Annotated in this window: 14 protein-coding genes; all 14 read left to right on the plus strand. The window is 37.4% G+C overall.

The features are described 5' to 3' along the window. Nucleotides 1-3: 3 nt before the first annotated feature. On the plus strand, nt 4-1,089 hold the full coding sequence (locus BMZ41_RS10300) for an FkbM family methyltransferase (RefSeq protein ID WP_090529366.1): 1,086 nt from the start codon (nt 4-6) through the stop codon (nt 1,087-1,089). Continuing rightward, entirely contained in the window at nt 1,082-2,197 is a 1,116-nt protein-coding gene (locus tag BMZ41_RS10305; protein ID WP_090529369.1) for a DUF5672 family protein, read from the plus strand. Before BMZ41_RS10300 ends, BMZ41_RS10305 begins: the two co-directional genes overlap by 8 nt. Continuing rightward, a complete protein-coding gene (locus BMZ41_RS10310; protein ID WP_090529372.1) occupies nt 2,190-3,257 on the plus strand; it encodes an FkbM family methyltransferase in 1,068 nt (355 codons plus the stop codon). The genes BMZ41_RS10305 and BMZ41_RS10310 overlap by 8 nt, the downstream gene beginning before the upstream one ends. 109 nt (nt 3,258-3,366) lie before the next feature. Next, a complete protein-coding gene (locus tag BMZ41_RS10315) occupies nt 3,367-4,344 on the plus strand; it encodes a DUF4422 domain-containing protein (RefSeq protein ID WP_177184206.1) in 978 nt (325 codons plus the stop codon). Between the two features lie 19 nt (nt 4,345-4,363). Then, a complete protein-coding gene (locus tag BMZ41_RS16145; protein ID WP_090529379.1) occupies nt 4,364-4,540 on the plus strand; it encodes a helix-turn-helix domain-containing protein in 177 nt (58 codons plus the stop codon). Between the two features lie 317 nt (nt 4,541-4,857). Further along, nucleotides 4,858-6,324 (plus strand): RNA-binding domain-containing protein, encoded by a 1,467-nt coding sequence (locus BMZ41_RS10325; RefSeq protein WP_090529382.1) that lies wholly within the window; start codon nt 4,858-4,860, stop codon nt 6,322-6,324. A gap of 68 nt (nt 6,325-6,392) precedes the next feature. Continuing rightward, a complete protein-coding gene (locus BMZ41_RS10330) occupies nt 6,393-6,761 on the plus strand; it encodes a HipA domain-containing protein (RefSeq protein ID WP_090529385.1) in 369 nt (122 codons plus the stop codon). Continuing rightward, the gene (locus BMZ41_RS10335) at nt 6,743-7,099 is read left to right on the plus strand and encodes a hypothetical protein (protein WP_090529388.1); all 357 of its coding nucleotides are present in this window, start codon (nt 6,743-6,745) and stop codon (nt 7,097-7,099) included. Before BMZ41_RS10330 ends, BMZ41_RS10335 begins: the two co-directional genes overlap by 19 nt. A 30-nt stretch (nt 7,100-7,129) precedes the next feature. Next, complete coding sequence (locus BMZ41_RS10340; protein WP_176754491.1) at nt 7,130-7,288, plus strand: hypothetical protein; 159 nt, start codon at nt 7,130-7,132, stop codon at nt 7,286-7,288. A 142-nt stretch (nt 7,289-7,430) separates the two neighbouring features. After that, the gene (locus tag BMZ41_RS10345; RefSeq protein WP_090529391.1) at nt 7,431-8,504 is read left to right on the plus strand and encodes a Fic family protein; all 1,074 of its coding nucleotides are present in this window, start codon (nt 7,431-7,433) and stop codon (nt 8,502-8,504) included. 206 nt (nt 8,505-8,710) lie between these two features. Next, a complete protein-coding gene (locus BMZ41_RS15655) occupies nt 8,711-9,796 on the plus strand; it encodes a hypothetical protein (protein WP_090529394.1) in 1,086 nt (361 codons plus the stop codon). 398 nt (nt 9,797-10,194) lie between these two features. Beyond that, nucleotides 10,195-13,236, plus strand: a complete 3,042-nt coding sequence (locus tag BMZ41_RS10355; RefSeq protein WP_090529396.1) for an EAL domain-containing protein — start codon at nt 10,195-10,197, stop codon at nt 13,234-13,236. Nucleotides 13,237-13,396: 160 nt separating this feature from the next. After that, on the plus strand, nt 13,397-14,149 hold the full coding sequence (locus tag BMZ41_RS10360; protein WP_090168011.1) for a DeoR/GlpR family DNA-binding transcription regulator: 753 nt from the start codon (nt 13,397-13,399) through the stop codon (nt 14,147-14,149). Nucleotides 14,150-14,173: 24 nt separating this feature from the next. Then, entirely contained in the window at nt 14,174-15,082 is a 909-nt protein-coding gene (gene pfkB, locus BMZ41_RS10365; RefSeq protein WP_090168010.1) for a 1-phosphofructokinase, read from the plus strand. The last annotated feature ends 4 nt before the right edge of the window (nt 15,083-15,086 follow it).

Consider the following 15,086-nt stretch of genomic DNA (forward strand, 5'->3'; position numbering starts at 1 on the left):
TTTATGGAGAAAGTATTGTTGTTTGGGTCTGGAGAATTTGGTGTCAGAGTATGCAGATACTTAAAAAATAAGGGAATAACACCGATAGCATTTCTAGATAACAATGAGTCAAAGTGGGGAAGAACTGTTGAGGGAGTAGGGGTTATTTCTCCAACAGATATTCGTAAATACGAATATGATAAAGTTGCTATATGTGTTAATGACACGATTTATGAGGAAATATATTCTCAGCTTGAAAAAGAGCTACAGGTAGAAAAAGGTAAGATAGTTCATTGGACCTATTGGCAGAGAGAGGATTTCCTTGAATATTATTCTAGTATAGATGTGAATGATCAGGATAAAAGGAGAATAATCGAAACCGTTGAAAAAAGCGATAGACTACGAGCTTTTAATTATACTTTTGTAGAAAAATATAAAGATGGTATAAGTTGTGTTTTAGATGAAAGCTGTGGGCTTTACTATGCCAATTACAATGGAAAGAAACTTTATTTAAATCGAAAGTTCTCCTCCATAGGTGCAGCAGAAAAGTACATAGCATCCTTGCTAATTGAGCAGGATGAAATGTCACCACATAAATATTTGGATGATGGCTTTTCCTTTGATGATGGTGTGCTTTTAGATTGTGGTGCAGCAGAAGGTAACTTCTCGTTAGAACTAGCAGAGAAGGCTGAAAAGATAATTCTGGTTGAAGCCGATGAAGGCTGGAATGAAGCCTTAGAAAAGACCTTTGAACCCTGGAAGGAAAAGGTAGTAATTGTTAATAAATGCTTAGGAAACAAGGATGATGATATATTTGTAACTATAAACAGTCTGGCAAAAGAATATGATATAGATTTTATAAAAATGGATATAGAAGGTGCTGAGGTAGAGGCACTATCTGCGGCAAGAGATTACCTTAAAAACAGGAATAAAATGAAGCTTGCAGTATGTGTATATCATAATCTGGAGGATGAAAGGAAGATAAGGGAGATACTAGAACCAATCGGATTTGTTGGTGAGACTACAAAAGGTTATATGGTGTTTCCAGACAATATGAATCAACCGCCTCGATTGGTTCATGGGGTATTGAGGATGCATAAGGATGAATAAAGTTGCTGTTGTTATTCCTTCACACAAAGCAAAATTGAGTAACAATGAAAAAATATCATTGACTCAATGCAGAAGGGTGTTAAAAAAATACGATAGGTTTTTGGTGGTCCCGGAGGGGATAACTATAGACTATGCGGATGACGAGAAGCTACTTTCAGTAAGGGCTGAATATCTGTCTAGCAGAAAAGCCTACAGCGAGTATGTACTAAGTGAGGAATTCTATCAGTTATTTGAGGATTATGAATATATTCTCATTTATCAGTTGGATGCATTCGTTTTTGAAGATAAGTTAGAGTATTTTTGCAATCTTGGGTATGACTATATAGGCGCAGAATGGTTACATGGATTAGAGTGCCATACTACGGAGAAAAGCCTATGGTATTTCGCCAACGGAGGCTTTTCCCTGAGGAAGGTTTCAGCATTTTTGAGATGGATTCGAGAATGCAAAGCTACGGTTGACTATGGAAAAATGCTTGTGCCAGAGGATATGGCGATAGCAGTTTTTGGAAGTGAATATTTAAAGATCGCAAAAAGACCGGATTCTATGGATTTTGCATATGAAATGCATCCTGAGGAGTGTCACAAGCTTCACGGTGGACAGTTACCTTTTGGATGTCATGCCTGGCATAGATTTGGAAGATATTTTTGGAAAGAAATAATTGATAGCTATGGCTATGATGTGGAAATAATTCCTGAGAACCAAGAGACCATTATATTATCATCTGGTCCGGAACGTTTTGAAAAGCTAAAAAAATATTTTTCAAAGGAAAAACTTTATAAGACATTGCTGAGGATGCTACCGAATTGGGATGGGAAAATATATGTTTTTGGCGCAGGACACTATGGATTTAGTTTTGCAAACATGGCATTAGGTACAGAGATTGAGATAGTAAATATAATCGATAACGATAATAATAAAATTGGTAAAAAGATTAATGATATCGAAATCATTTCATTAATGGATGCATTAGATAAAGAAAGTCATCCTATACTTGTGGCCCTTGCAAATCCACAAAGTGTAGAAGAGTTATTGTTATCTAAAGGATGGGTAAAAGGAAGAGACTTTATTTTGTCAACAGATTTACAGAAGGAAATGTGTAATGAATGATAAGGGGTTGGAAATAATTAAATCTGTTCTAATGGATGACGAATCGAAAAGAATCTTTGACTTGCGTGTCTCATATAGTGACACCCTGAATGATAAATATTTGAATCAATTAGGAGATGTGTTTCGTATTAAAGTATGCCAGAGCGAGGAATGGAAAGAGTTTATTGATAGAATTAGTTCTTGTGACGAAGGCCTGGTTTTATATGGCGCGGGAGTATATGGAGCACAATTGATAAAACTTACTCCAGATGTTAAGTGGAAATGTATCATAACTAAGGATGATTCCAGAGAAAGTTTGCATTCAATTCCAATAGTTCAGATTGATAAATATCTTAGCGATTACCAAGGAGACTATATTGTTATAACCTCAAAGAGATATAAAGAAGAGATGCAAGAGTATCTGATTTCTAAAGGGGTCGATATTAGCAATATTATCGACGGAACAATCCTCTATGATTTGACTGAGGGAAAGCAGTATTTTGATTTAGAGCAACTGCCACGTGCAAATGGTCACGAAGTATTTGCAGATGTTGGTAGTTGCGATGGAATGTCGGCAGTACAATTTTTAAAATGGTGTGATGGAAAAGGGTATGCATATTGTTTTGAGCCAGATGAAAAGAACATAAAGGGTCTTGTGGAAAATATGAAGGCTAAGGGGATTACCGATGAGCAATATGAAATCATACGAAAAGGTGCATGGAACATGGATGGCACCGTTTTCTTTGACGCAAAAGGAACAGCAGGCTCATGCATATGTGAGAACCCTGAAGCGAACCAGGGACGTGTTGATTCAATAGAAGTAACCAGCCTTGATAATGTTTTTTCAGATAAAAAAATTACGTTTATAAAAATGGATATTGAAGGGGCAGAGCTAAAAGCTTTGGAGGGTGCAAAACGGATTATTGCGGATCAGAGACCAAAGCTTGCTATATGTGTTTATCATAGGCCGGAAGATATTTGGGAAATTCCGATGTACATTTTGGAGTTAAATCGGGACTATAAATTCTATTTGAGACATTATTCTTTTGAAGGACTTGAGACGGTGCTTTATGCGATGTGAGTAAGGTGAAATCATGCAAACTGTAATATTCGGAGCCCAGGGCATAGCGCTAACTGTCTATGAGGCATATACAATTTCAAATTCAGATAAAAAGGTGGAGTGTTTTCTAGTGACTAGTTATGAAAACAATCCATCTTCTTTGGCAAGTCTACCAGTGCTCACTCTTGAAGATTATTCTAAGGAATGCGCAGACAAATCTGATGTGCAAATCCTTGTGGCTACGCCTGCAAATGTGATGGATGGGATAGTTGATTCTCTCCATGCAGCAGGTTTCTACAATATCACATTAATGAAGGATGAAGAACTGAATAATCTATGCACTGAGGCAAGCAAGCGAGGTGTAGGGTACTCTTCTGTTTATAGCCTTGATGCAGGGCGTGAGCAGTCTAGTCTTAATGTATTTATGGCATGTTCAAAGTACGACAAACCATTGATTCGTAAATACGATATTCCGAAATATATGATTCCAATTCATGTGGGTGCAGCGGGGCCTGACAACATGAATGCCCAGCTGTTTGATGACACTGGTATTAACATTTCCCACAAGAATGGAAATTACTGCGAGCTTACGGGATTGTATTGGGTGTGGAAGAATGTGCTGAATGAGGCTGGGAATGAATCAAATTATTATGGCTTATGTCAGTATCGAAGATTTCTCGATTTGTCTGAAGATGATTTAAGGCGAATAAAGGCTAACGACATAGACGTGGTATTACCTTTTCCACTGACCTATGAGCCTGATATATTGGAGCATAGAAAAAGATATATAAAGGATGAAGATTGGGACGCGTTGTTGAGGGCACTGGAAGAGCTTCATCCGGAGCAGATGCCTGCAGTCAAAATGATTTTACAGCAGAAATGGCTATTTAATTACAATGTAATCTTGGCTAAGAAATCGGTACTAAAGGAATACTGCCAGTGGCTATTTCCGATACTTGAGAAGGTGGAAGAGTACTCTGATCCAAAGGGTAATCAGCGGTCTGACAGGTACATTGGGTACATGGGGGAAACGCTGGAGACAATATACTTTATGCTGAATAAGGATAAATATAAGATTGTTCACGGGGGATGTAGGCTGCTGGTTTAGGTATAATGACAATTAATTAATAAGCGAAGAGCAGATAAATGAAATAGAAGAGCGATACAATCGTGGCGAAAGTCTTAGTGCTTTGGCTAAGGAGTATGGCGTCACTCGTCAGGCTCTTTATTTTTTCAAGACTATTATGTTATGTGGAAAAAGGCGCAATAATCAGCTAGAACTAGACAAAAGTAGGTGGGATTAGCTGGTTATTGTAAAGAAACTATACAATAGCGAGCTAATACTAACACCTCATATTTGTAAAAAAGATGAGGATGTCATAAAAGTGTTGATTGAAGTCTATACTTCTTGGATTTCTGATGCTATATCAAATTATAATACAGACATGTTTTATCAGCCGAGAGATTATATTTTTGAGTGCATACTGGAAATCTAATGAAGTTAGTGAATTGGATAATGAAGTACAGTGAAGTTAGCAGTGAAGTACAGTGAAGTTTTTGTTTACAACTTCACTGTATTTTTTTATAATTCTAATATAAAGACCCGTCGGAGGATTACATTATGCGTCTAGAAGAGATGTTTCCAGAATATGGTTTGGAGAATAAAAACACTGAATATAAAGGAATAATTAAAGAAGGAAAAAGCGATAAAGGAAAAAATCTTGAAATAGGTTGGCTTAAAACAATCGTGGCATTCGCTAATACCGAAGGTGGCAAATTAATCATAGGTGTTGAAGATGACACACATAAGATTGTAGCATTAGACAAAAAAACAGCCGATAAAATCATTTTGATGATACACCGCCAGATAAAAGAACGTATTGATCCAAGTATTTCCTATGACATAAAGGGAATTAACGCGGTAACAGGCAATGAGCCAAGGTATATCATAGAAGTGACAGTAGCAAAAAGTAAAAATTTACCTGTTACCTTACACGAAGAAGGCTTGCTTGGTATATATGTACGAAATTATGGACGTACCGATATTGCTACATCAGAACAGATAAAAGATCTTATTTTAATGAGTGACAATACTCCGTTTGACACCGCTATAATTGATATTCCTTATACGGAAAACAATTATAAAAAGCTTCATTTGGTTGCCGAAGAAAGAAAATCCAAGATTTCTGAAAAAGAACTTATATCTAAAGGTGCAATTTCAGAAGATAAGTTTATATCTAAAGGAATGCAGCTTTTTGCAGATGATTACGATGGTTTAAGGACAAAGGTTGTGGCTACAGTATGGCCTGGTTTAACAAAAGGAGGCTCTATCGTAACAGCTTCAGAAGAGTATACAGGTAATATACTATCTGTATTGGAAAAAACTATTAATTTTATCAGCTCACATTCTGCTAATGGCTTTAGAAAAGTTGATACTAAAACTGTACCCTATGTATCTTATCCACCTAGAGCTGTTACAGAAGGTGTCGTAAACGCTATAGGTCACAGGAACTACTACATGCACGGTACTCAAGTTGAGATAAATATTTTCCCAGATAGACTTGAGATAACATCTCCAGGAGCGCTTTTAGGAGTAAGAGAACTTTATAAGGAGAAAAATATAGCATCAATTATCCCTCGTAGAAGAAACGATATCATTTGTAATATTCTTGAGATGTGTAAATACATGGAAAAAAAGGGCTCTGGATTTGACTATATAGAAGAAGATTATGCAAAGTCAGGAGAAGAGTTTGCACCATTTATAACAGCTGATTCAAATTCATTTACATTGACTCTTCCTGACTTAACATTTGAAAAAGGCGTTATAGATATTACTGCTGAATCGCCAGCTGTATACGTAGAAGAAATCCTGGAAGGAAAAAATGATTTAAGAATTCTTTCATATTGCTACGGCAATAAACATACTGTAAAAGAAATTGCCACAGAAATAGGGGTTACACCATCAACTTATTTCAGAAGTAAAGTTATTGACAGATTAGTAAATTCAGGAATGCTCATAGAAACAAAGAATCAAACCGCAAGCATGTATACAGCAAATATAGAGAAGGTAAAATTAAAAATTCGCTAAAGCTGGAATGGTGTGCCAATCAGCTTGCAACAATAGGAAGGATCTCATATGCTCAGGCCGAAAAATACATGATAGATTTGGCGGTTATAGATTGCCTGGTTGGAAATGTGGACAGGCATACAAGAAACTTCGGTTTATTCTTTAATTCAAACACAGGAGAATACTCGATTCCACTAGTATTTGATAATGGTATGGGCTTGTTTGAGCATGACTATTACAGAGACAATTATAAGAGCTTCGAGGAAGCAATGAATAATGTGTATGTTTCGCCATATGGAGAAGATCCTTTTGATTTCTTACTTGAGTTAAATAAAAAGTATCATCTGAGGACTCTTTATAAAGGTGTAGAGGAAATTCATTACCTACAAATTTTACACACATCTTTTGCTGAAGAATACAAAAGGAGGATGCAGCAGTTATGGCAGAAGTTAGATTAATAAATAATCTAAAGGGACTCCTTTATTACATTGACACTCCATTTATGGATTTCGAGATAAAGAACCGCGAGCTTATAAAGGCTGAAGATTTAAGTAATGGTAAGCTATATCCATGGGAATTAGCCAAGCTGGGTGTATCCTATGGTAGCTTCAATCAGTTTTTTCAGCGCAGAACTATGCGCGAGGGTTGCATGTTTTACAGAGAACATCTCAAAGCACTTGGAATGGATAAAATGGATTTCGACCTATACATCAAAAAGAATAATGGAAATAATCATTTGGATAATTACTGGGTGAAGTTTGAGGATTTTGGGGCTAAGTGTTTTGCGGAATTATAAAAGGGAGGATTAAGAGAAAGGAGATTCAATATGGATAGTATAAACATGAGAAATAGTGCAGAAATAGATGATAATGATGCAATTCGAGTAATGAAAGAAATTAGCAAAAGGGCTGAGGAGAACGGAATTGCCGATATGTCTTTAGAAGAAATTAATGCTGAAATACAGGAAGTACGTAAAAATAAATAATTATGCAGTAGTTTGTTTTAGGTATCTTAATGATGAAAAATCACTGTTTTTTAGAAAAATAGTGATTTTTTGCTTTAGAAATACTATAATATAATCAAAAACAGTGAAAAAATTTAAGTTAGGAGTATTAAAAAATATCAAAATGGAACCATATGTAGCAAAAAATATGCCATTAGAATATGAAATGGATAAGGAGCTTCTGAGACTTATTGCTGAAGCGAATTCTAAGTATGGAGAATATAAAGCAATTCTTAATACTCTTGAGTTTGATGCATCCTATTTCTTAGATTCAGTTATTCTTACTGAGAGTTATAAGTCAACTCAAATTGAGGGAACACAAATCTCTCAGGATGAGATGTTTTATTTAAAATATCTAGATGAAACTGATGATAAGAAAGAGATACAGAATTTAAAGAAGGCTTTATCTTATGCTGAGGAAAACAAAGGCACCGGTATTAATTATGAACTGGTTAATGAAATGCATAGGATATTACTTGATAGTGTTAGAGGTTCAGAAAAAACACCTGGTAAAATCAGAACTACCCAAAATTGGATTGGACCAAGAGGATGTACTCTTGAAACAGCAACCTTTGTTCCACCGGTTCCAGAACAGGTATATGGACTTCTTATCAATCTATATGAGTACATGAATAATATGTTTATTGATCCTTTTTTGATAAATGTAGCTATTTCTCATGCTCAGTTTGAGACTATTCATGCATATAAAGATGGAAACGGAAGACTAGGGAGAGCTTTGATTCCAGTGCAAATGTCAGTGCTTGACGATACACGACCTTTGTTATTTATGTCTGAAATAATTGAATTATATAAACCTTCATATCAAAGAAGTCTAATGGAATTACGACGTGGGAACATAATTGGATACCTTAAATTTTTCCTACAATGTACAATAGACCAGTGTTCATCCTATATCTATAAGCTAGAAAAGGTTAAAGAAATATATAAAGAAGACATGGAATTAATAAAGGCAATTAGAGGCAATTCTGTATATAAGATTATGCCTGTAATTTATAAGCAGATAGTATTTACAAAGAAGGAGATAGTGGATGCTTCAGGGGTTTCTGTAAATGTTGTATCTAGAATTATTGAACAGTTGGTTGATTTAGGAATACTAATAAGAGATCCAAGTGTAATGAAGAAGGGATATAGATATCAAAAAATATACGAAGTTTTTGTAAATTCGGGAATGGAATAAAAAAGAAAATCACTGTTTTTTAGAAAAACAGTGATTTTTTTATTAAAACAGACCCTAAATTCACTAAAACAGTGAAAAACTGATTTCAAATTACAAAAATACCTCCATCATCCGATATATATTACAAATCAAAGTTTTTTAACACATAGGGAGTATAATGCTTATAACAGATTAGTATGTAGTTTTATAATCTGCGAGGCATTGCTATGAAGAAATATCGATTTTTCAAGGGAATAGAAGTATTGGCGCTGGCAGCAATTTTGGCAGCTCCAGTTAATGTGCTCGCAAGTGAGCCAGAAGAAGTAGTTGAGGAAGTACCAGCAGAAGATAAGCAGGAAACTGAAGCTGCAGAAACAACAGACACAACACCAATTCTAAATACAATTCTAGAAACAACTCCAGTAACTGAGGAGCAGCCAACTCCTGCAGGGGAAAATTCAGAAAATAAAGAGACACCACAGGCTTCAGAGACACCAGAGACTCCAGAAACTCCAGAGTACAAAGAGCCTGTAGTCTCAGTGATTTTCCCTTCTCTTCCAGAAGAAGGGGAATCTCCACTGGATTTCTTTATCGATCCGGAGCAGCTTATATATCTAACAGATGCAGCAGCATACGGTGGTGGTCGCGTAGATAGTGGCGCAACAATCTTATTCAGAAATCATGACAGAGATTACGATTTCTCGCGCTACAGTGACAGATTTGAGGTTTTAAACCAAAGTGAGGTGCCTGTAAAGGTTACAGTTACGGCTCAGATTACCAATCTTGGTGAAATTGAGATGGTAGGCAGTCCATACACATGGGATGATGAAGCCTGCCAGATGTACATGGCGGTTGTAGACAATGAAGGTCATGAGCGACCATTGATTGAAGACGGAACGGTAAAAATAGAAGTTGAAATGGCAGAGGTTGATCAGTATTCCTTCGGATTAGTTGGACACTGTAACCCATTGGGGCGCTGGCAGGATATATATGTAGGTCCACGAGTTACATTGACGTGGGACATGGAGCCAGTAATGCCAGAGGAACTTGAAACACCAGAAATAGAAATTTACAACGAAATCCTAGAGACAGAGCCTTATGAAGAGCCAGAAGAGCCTGATGCAGATTTAGAGCCTGAAATTGAATCAGAACCAGAACCTGAGTCTCCTTCGGAACTAGAACCTGAATCTGAAACAAAGCCAGACTCAGACCAAGAGCTAGAACCACCCTCTGAAGAAAATCAATCCACCCAGGATGAAGAGCCTCCACCACCAGAAGACTATTCAGAACTAGGCCCACCTAGCGATGATTAAAAAATAATAAAAATATTTGCGTTATATATAAACTTTCCAATTCATCATCCGATAATATAAGTAACAAAACAAAAATGAATTGTCCATCAAAGCAAGCGGACCAATTCTCCGTTATCAGGTTTGGCAAAGGTCTTATCGGATGATGCGAAGGGAAAGTAACTTTGAAGGATGATTCGGCAGAAAGGACCTAATAAATGAATATCACAGTTTTCGTTTAGGAGCTGCTTTTCGACTTCGAATACCGAGGCCGGAGGGCAGCTCAATTATTGTATTCTAGGGATTTTATTTCACTTCCAGGTGGCGTCACACCAAATCTCAACACACTTATTAGATAGAAAGTTCACAATTGGATGATAGAATGCTAATGACTCAAAATGTAACTAGTAGGGGTGCAACTAATGGGGGACTTTCGTGAGTTTAGAATGTCAACAGATGAATTGACAGGTTTGTTGGATAAACAGACCTTCTTCGCTTGCGCCCAAAATTTAATAGATACAGCCCCTGAAGGTCAGGAATATGCATTCATTTTCTTTGATCTAGAAAATTTCAAAATCTTTAATGCAAACTATGGATATGAAATTGGTGATGAGCTATTAATATCCATCGCATATATTCTTAAAGACGAATTTGAAGGCCAGCTGATCTCTCGTTTTTCAGGGGATCATTTTGTGGCTTGCGTAAACACCATTCAGGTTATTCAAACTATCAAATCTATCCGCGATAGAATCAAATTAATACGAAAGAGCGTAAGCGTCGAGCTGAAGGCAGGTATTTTCATCTATGATGGTGAGGAAAAGGATGTAATCAAATGCTGCGATAAGGCTCGTATGGCCTGCATCAGTATCAAGAAAAAATATGATGTTGGATATCGTGTTTATGACAAGGAACTGGGTGGAAGCATTCAGCGTAAACAGGATATTTTGGACAGGGTAGATGAGGCAATCGCAAAGCGATATATCAAGGTATACTATCAGCCAATAGTGCGCTCGTTTACAGGAGAAGTCTGTGCGTGGGAGGCCTTGGCAAGATGGCAGGATCCAGTAAAGGGCATAGTTTATCCTAATGAATTCATTTCAGTTCTTGAAGAATACAGAATGATTCAAAAGATAGATATGTTTGTAATTGACGAGGTGTTCGGCCGATATCATCGTGAGGTGGAAGGAAGGATGCCTGCTGTACCAGTTTCCATAAATCTTTCAAGAATTGATTTTGAGGTTATGGATTTGGTTGAATTCCTAGAAACTAAGATTCGTCAGTACAAATGTCCAAAGAATATGTTCCATCTGGAAATCACAGAAAGTGCCTTGATGGATAACACTGAGCACATCATGGCTCAAGTTGGCAGGCTTCGTCAGCATGGCTTTGAAGTATGGATGGACGATTTTGGAAGCGGTTATTCGTCTCTGAATCTTTTAAAGAATTATAAGTTTGACCTTGTAAAAATAGATATGGATTTCCTCCGTGATTTCGAGGATACAGAAAATGACAAAATAATTCTTAGGCATATTGTGTCTATGATTAAGAATCTTGGCACACACACACTTATAGAGGGTGTTGAGACACAGGAGCAGTTCGACTTCATGAAGAGTATTGGCTGCGAAATGATTCAGGGTTATCTCATCGGAAGACCAATGCCTTATCTTGAGGGTCTCGATAGTATAAAGAAGAGTGGAAGAAAGCTGGAGTCATATGAGGATCGTCTTTTTAATGATGAAATCGGAAAGGTTGATATCTTAAAACAGAATCCTCTTCAAAATGTTGAACATCCAGATGATGAAAGTGCATTGCCGCTGGCGGTATTGTTTGTAGAAGACGAGATTTGGAGCTTTAAATATATCAACGAAGAGTTCATGAATACCATGAAGCTCTTTGGATATAAGGACGAGGCTGATATTGAGCTTATGTTGAACAAGGAGCATACAAGATGGCTCCAGTACCATCATTTCATAGATATTTGCGCCCACAGTAAGGCTGAAAACATTTCAGAAAGCATGGATTACATTGTCAGTGGACGAATTGTTAACATGCGAGTACGTTACTTGAGTGCGTCACAGGGTGGAAAGCGTGAGGCATACATGGTTTCCTTCAGACTCTTATCTCGTTTTAGAAATAGTGATTACGATAATAGACTTACATCAATTAGCAAGTCAATGATTTCCATGTATGAAAGTGTTGATTTGTTTGGAATACATGATGACTTCTACGAGAATATTTATTTGAGTGACAGCCGCTTACACGCGGATTTTGATGAGGGAAAAAAGAAATCTCATGAAATTATAGAAGGAATATGCGAGCACCTCGTTCATGAGGACGACCGTTCTTATTTTAGAGAGATGTTTGATATGGATACTATAGAGGCGAGAATTGCAGAGGAACCAGGTGGTGCTGTAGTAGGCTTCTATAGAATTTTAGATTCCAGATACAATTATGTATGGAAGACAGTAACTCTATCCATAATGCATTTTGAAAATAACGATTGTGTGCTTTGTTGTGTAAGCGAGGCGCCAAATGAAATTGCAAGGCGTATGACTGATAGCCAGCAGGAGAGACGTAATTTAGATGAGGATAGCAGAATTGATGCAATAAACATGAATCCTACATTTGAAAACATTTTGCAGCTGATTCCTGTAGGTGTTTTCTGGAAGGACAGGGAGCGAAAATTCCTTGGTGCAAACCAGATGTTTTTGGATTACTATGGCCTTCAATCAGTTCAGGAAATTATAGGAAAAACAGATGAGGACATGGGTTGGCACATAAATCCAGACGCCTTCAAGAAGGATGAACTGGAGGTAATCAATAATGGTCGTACTATCGAAAATGTCCGTGGAGAATGCATTGTCAGAGGTAGCGTAAGAAAGATTGCAGCCAGCAAACAGCCTTACGTTGTGGATAGAAAAATAGTTGGTTTGGTAGGCTATTTCAAGGATGTTACTGATGAACTGAAGGAGCAGGAAAAGCTGGAACTTTTAACTATGACAGATGCTCTTACAGGACTATACAATCGACGTGCTTTTGCTGAGATAGTTGAAAAATTTATGCATCAGTATGAGTCTGACAAAACAGATTTCGCACTTATGATGGTGGATATTGATAAGTTCAAGCAAATCAACGATCTGTATGGCCATGATTATGGTGACTTGGTGCTTACGAAGGTCAGCAACATTTTGAAGCATGTAGCATCTGATAATAGTGTAGTTTTCAGGTTTGGTGGTGATGAGTTCGTAATCCTTCATCAGCATAAAAATACAGCAGAGCTTGAAAGCATAAAGCTGGAAATCCTAGCCGAATTAAATCGAGCAAATCAGATGTCGACCAACTCTATAAATGTTCAGCTATCGATAGGTGTAGCTGTTTATTCAGAGTACGGAAACCTGAGAGATTGCCTTGAAGCAGCTGATAAAGAGATGTACGCAGAGAAAGAACAACATAAAAAGGAGTAATAGTATACAAAAACAAAATGCGAAAAATGTGTATTATGACGGAATTTGATTATTTGTGATTGAATATGACTATTTATGATTGCCACCATGATTTACTAATGTTATATTTTGATTGTATTAATCATAAATGAGCAGAAATGCTCAAAGGGGTGGTGATTGAATGCTTACTGAAGAGAGAAGGACACGAATAATCGAAATCGTCAATGAAAAGAAGGCTGTATCTGTAAATGAGCTTGTTGAGCTTTTGGATACATCAGCAGCCACAATCAGACGAGATATAAATGAACTGAATCGTTCTCACAAATTAATAAAGGTGTTCGGTGGAGCTACTTCAATCTCAGCGAAGGATGTCATCACCAAAGAAGATGCCGTTAAACAAAAGGTTCAGAAAAACGTCGCTGAAAAGGGCAATATCAGCCGCTATGCTGCAGGCCTCATTCAGGATAATGATTTTGTTTATATCGATGCCGGTACCACTACACTGGCCATGCTGGAATTTATTAATAACCATAAAGCAAAATACATCACAAACGGTGTTGTGCACGCGAGAATCCTTATGGAAAAAGGACTTGAGGTTATTATGATTGGGGGAAGACTTAAGGCTTCCACAGAGGCAGTGGTTGGTCCAGATTGTACAGAGTTCATTCGTAAATATCATTTTACGAAGGCGTTCATGGGTACCAATGGAATTTCAGTTCATGCAGGCTTCACTACACCAGATGCTGATGAGGCCATGATTAAGACAGCCGCCATCAGACATGCATATAAGTCATTTATTCTGGCGGATCACACGAAATTTGATGAAGTTAATTCTGTGACTTTTGCAGAGATTGGTGATTGCACCATCATCACAGACAAGCTTCCATCAAAGGATTATATGAACAACACTACAGTAAAAATCTGTAGCGAATAGGAAATAGAATACGGAGGTACGAAGATGGTTTATACGGTTACATTTAACCCTGCAATCGATTATGTAGTACGAATGGATGGAGATTTACTCCCAGGTATGACAAATCGTTCTGCTAGTGAGGAGTATTATTTCGGCGGAAAGGGTATCAATGTATCCATGGTTTTAGCTGAGCTTGGTGTTAAGAGCACAGCCCTTGGTTTTGTTGCAGGATTCACAGGAAAAGCAATCGAGGAAGGTGTTCGCGAGCAGGGCATTGATGCAGAGTTTATTAAGCTTAAAGAAGGCAATTCCAGAATCAATGTAAAGCTTAAGGCTTCAGAGGAGACTGAGATTAATGCTCAGGGACCAAAGATTGATGAAGAATCTCAGATGGAACTTTTTAATAAGCTTTCAAAGTTAGTTGAGGGTGATGTTCTTATACTTGCTGGTTCTATTCCAAATTCACTTCCAGATGACGTTTATGAAAGAATTCTTTCAGCGCTCGATGGAAAGGGAATTCAGTTTGTTGTTGATGCAACAAAGGATTTGCTCACAAACGTTCTTAAGTATCATCCATTCCTTATCAAGCCAAACAACTTCGAGCTTGGCGAGATTGTAGGAAAGGTGCTTACTACAGACGATGAGATATATGAAGGAGCATTAAAGCTTCAGGAAATGGGAGCGAGAAACGTTCTTATTTCAATGGCAGGCGATGGCGCTATGCTGGTTGATGAAAATGGCCAGAGATACCGCATCGGCGTACCAAAGGGGCAGGTTAGAAATTCAGTAGGTGCTGGAGATTCAATGGTAGCAGGCTTTGTGGCAGGTTATATGAAGGAGAAGAATTACGACACAGCACTTAAGATGGGTACAGCAGCAGGTTCAGCAACAGCTTTCTCAGACGGACTTGCAAAGGCAGCTGATATCGAAGCTTTGTATAAAACATTGAAATAAATGT

It is taken from the genome of Pseudobutyrivibrio sp. UC1225 (assembly GCF_900115215.1).
Lineage (GTDB): Bacteria > Bacillota > Clostridia > Lachnospirales > Lachnospiraceae > Pseudobutyrivibrio.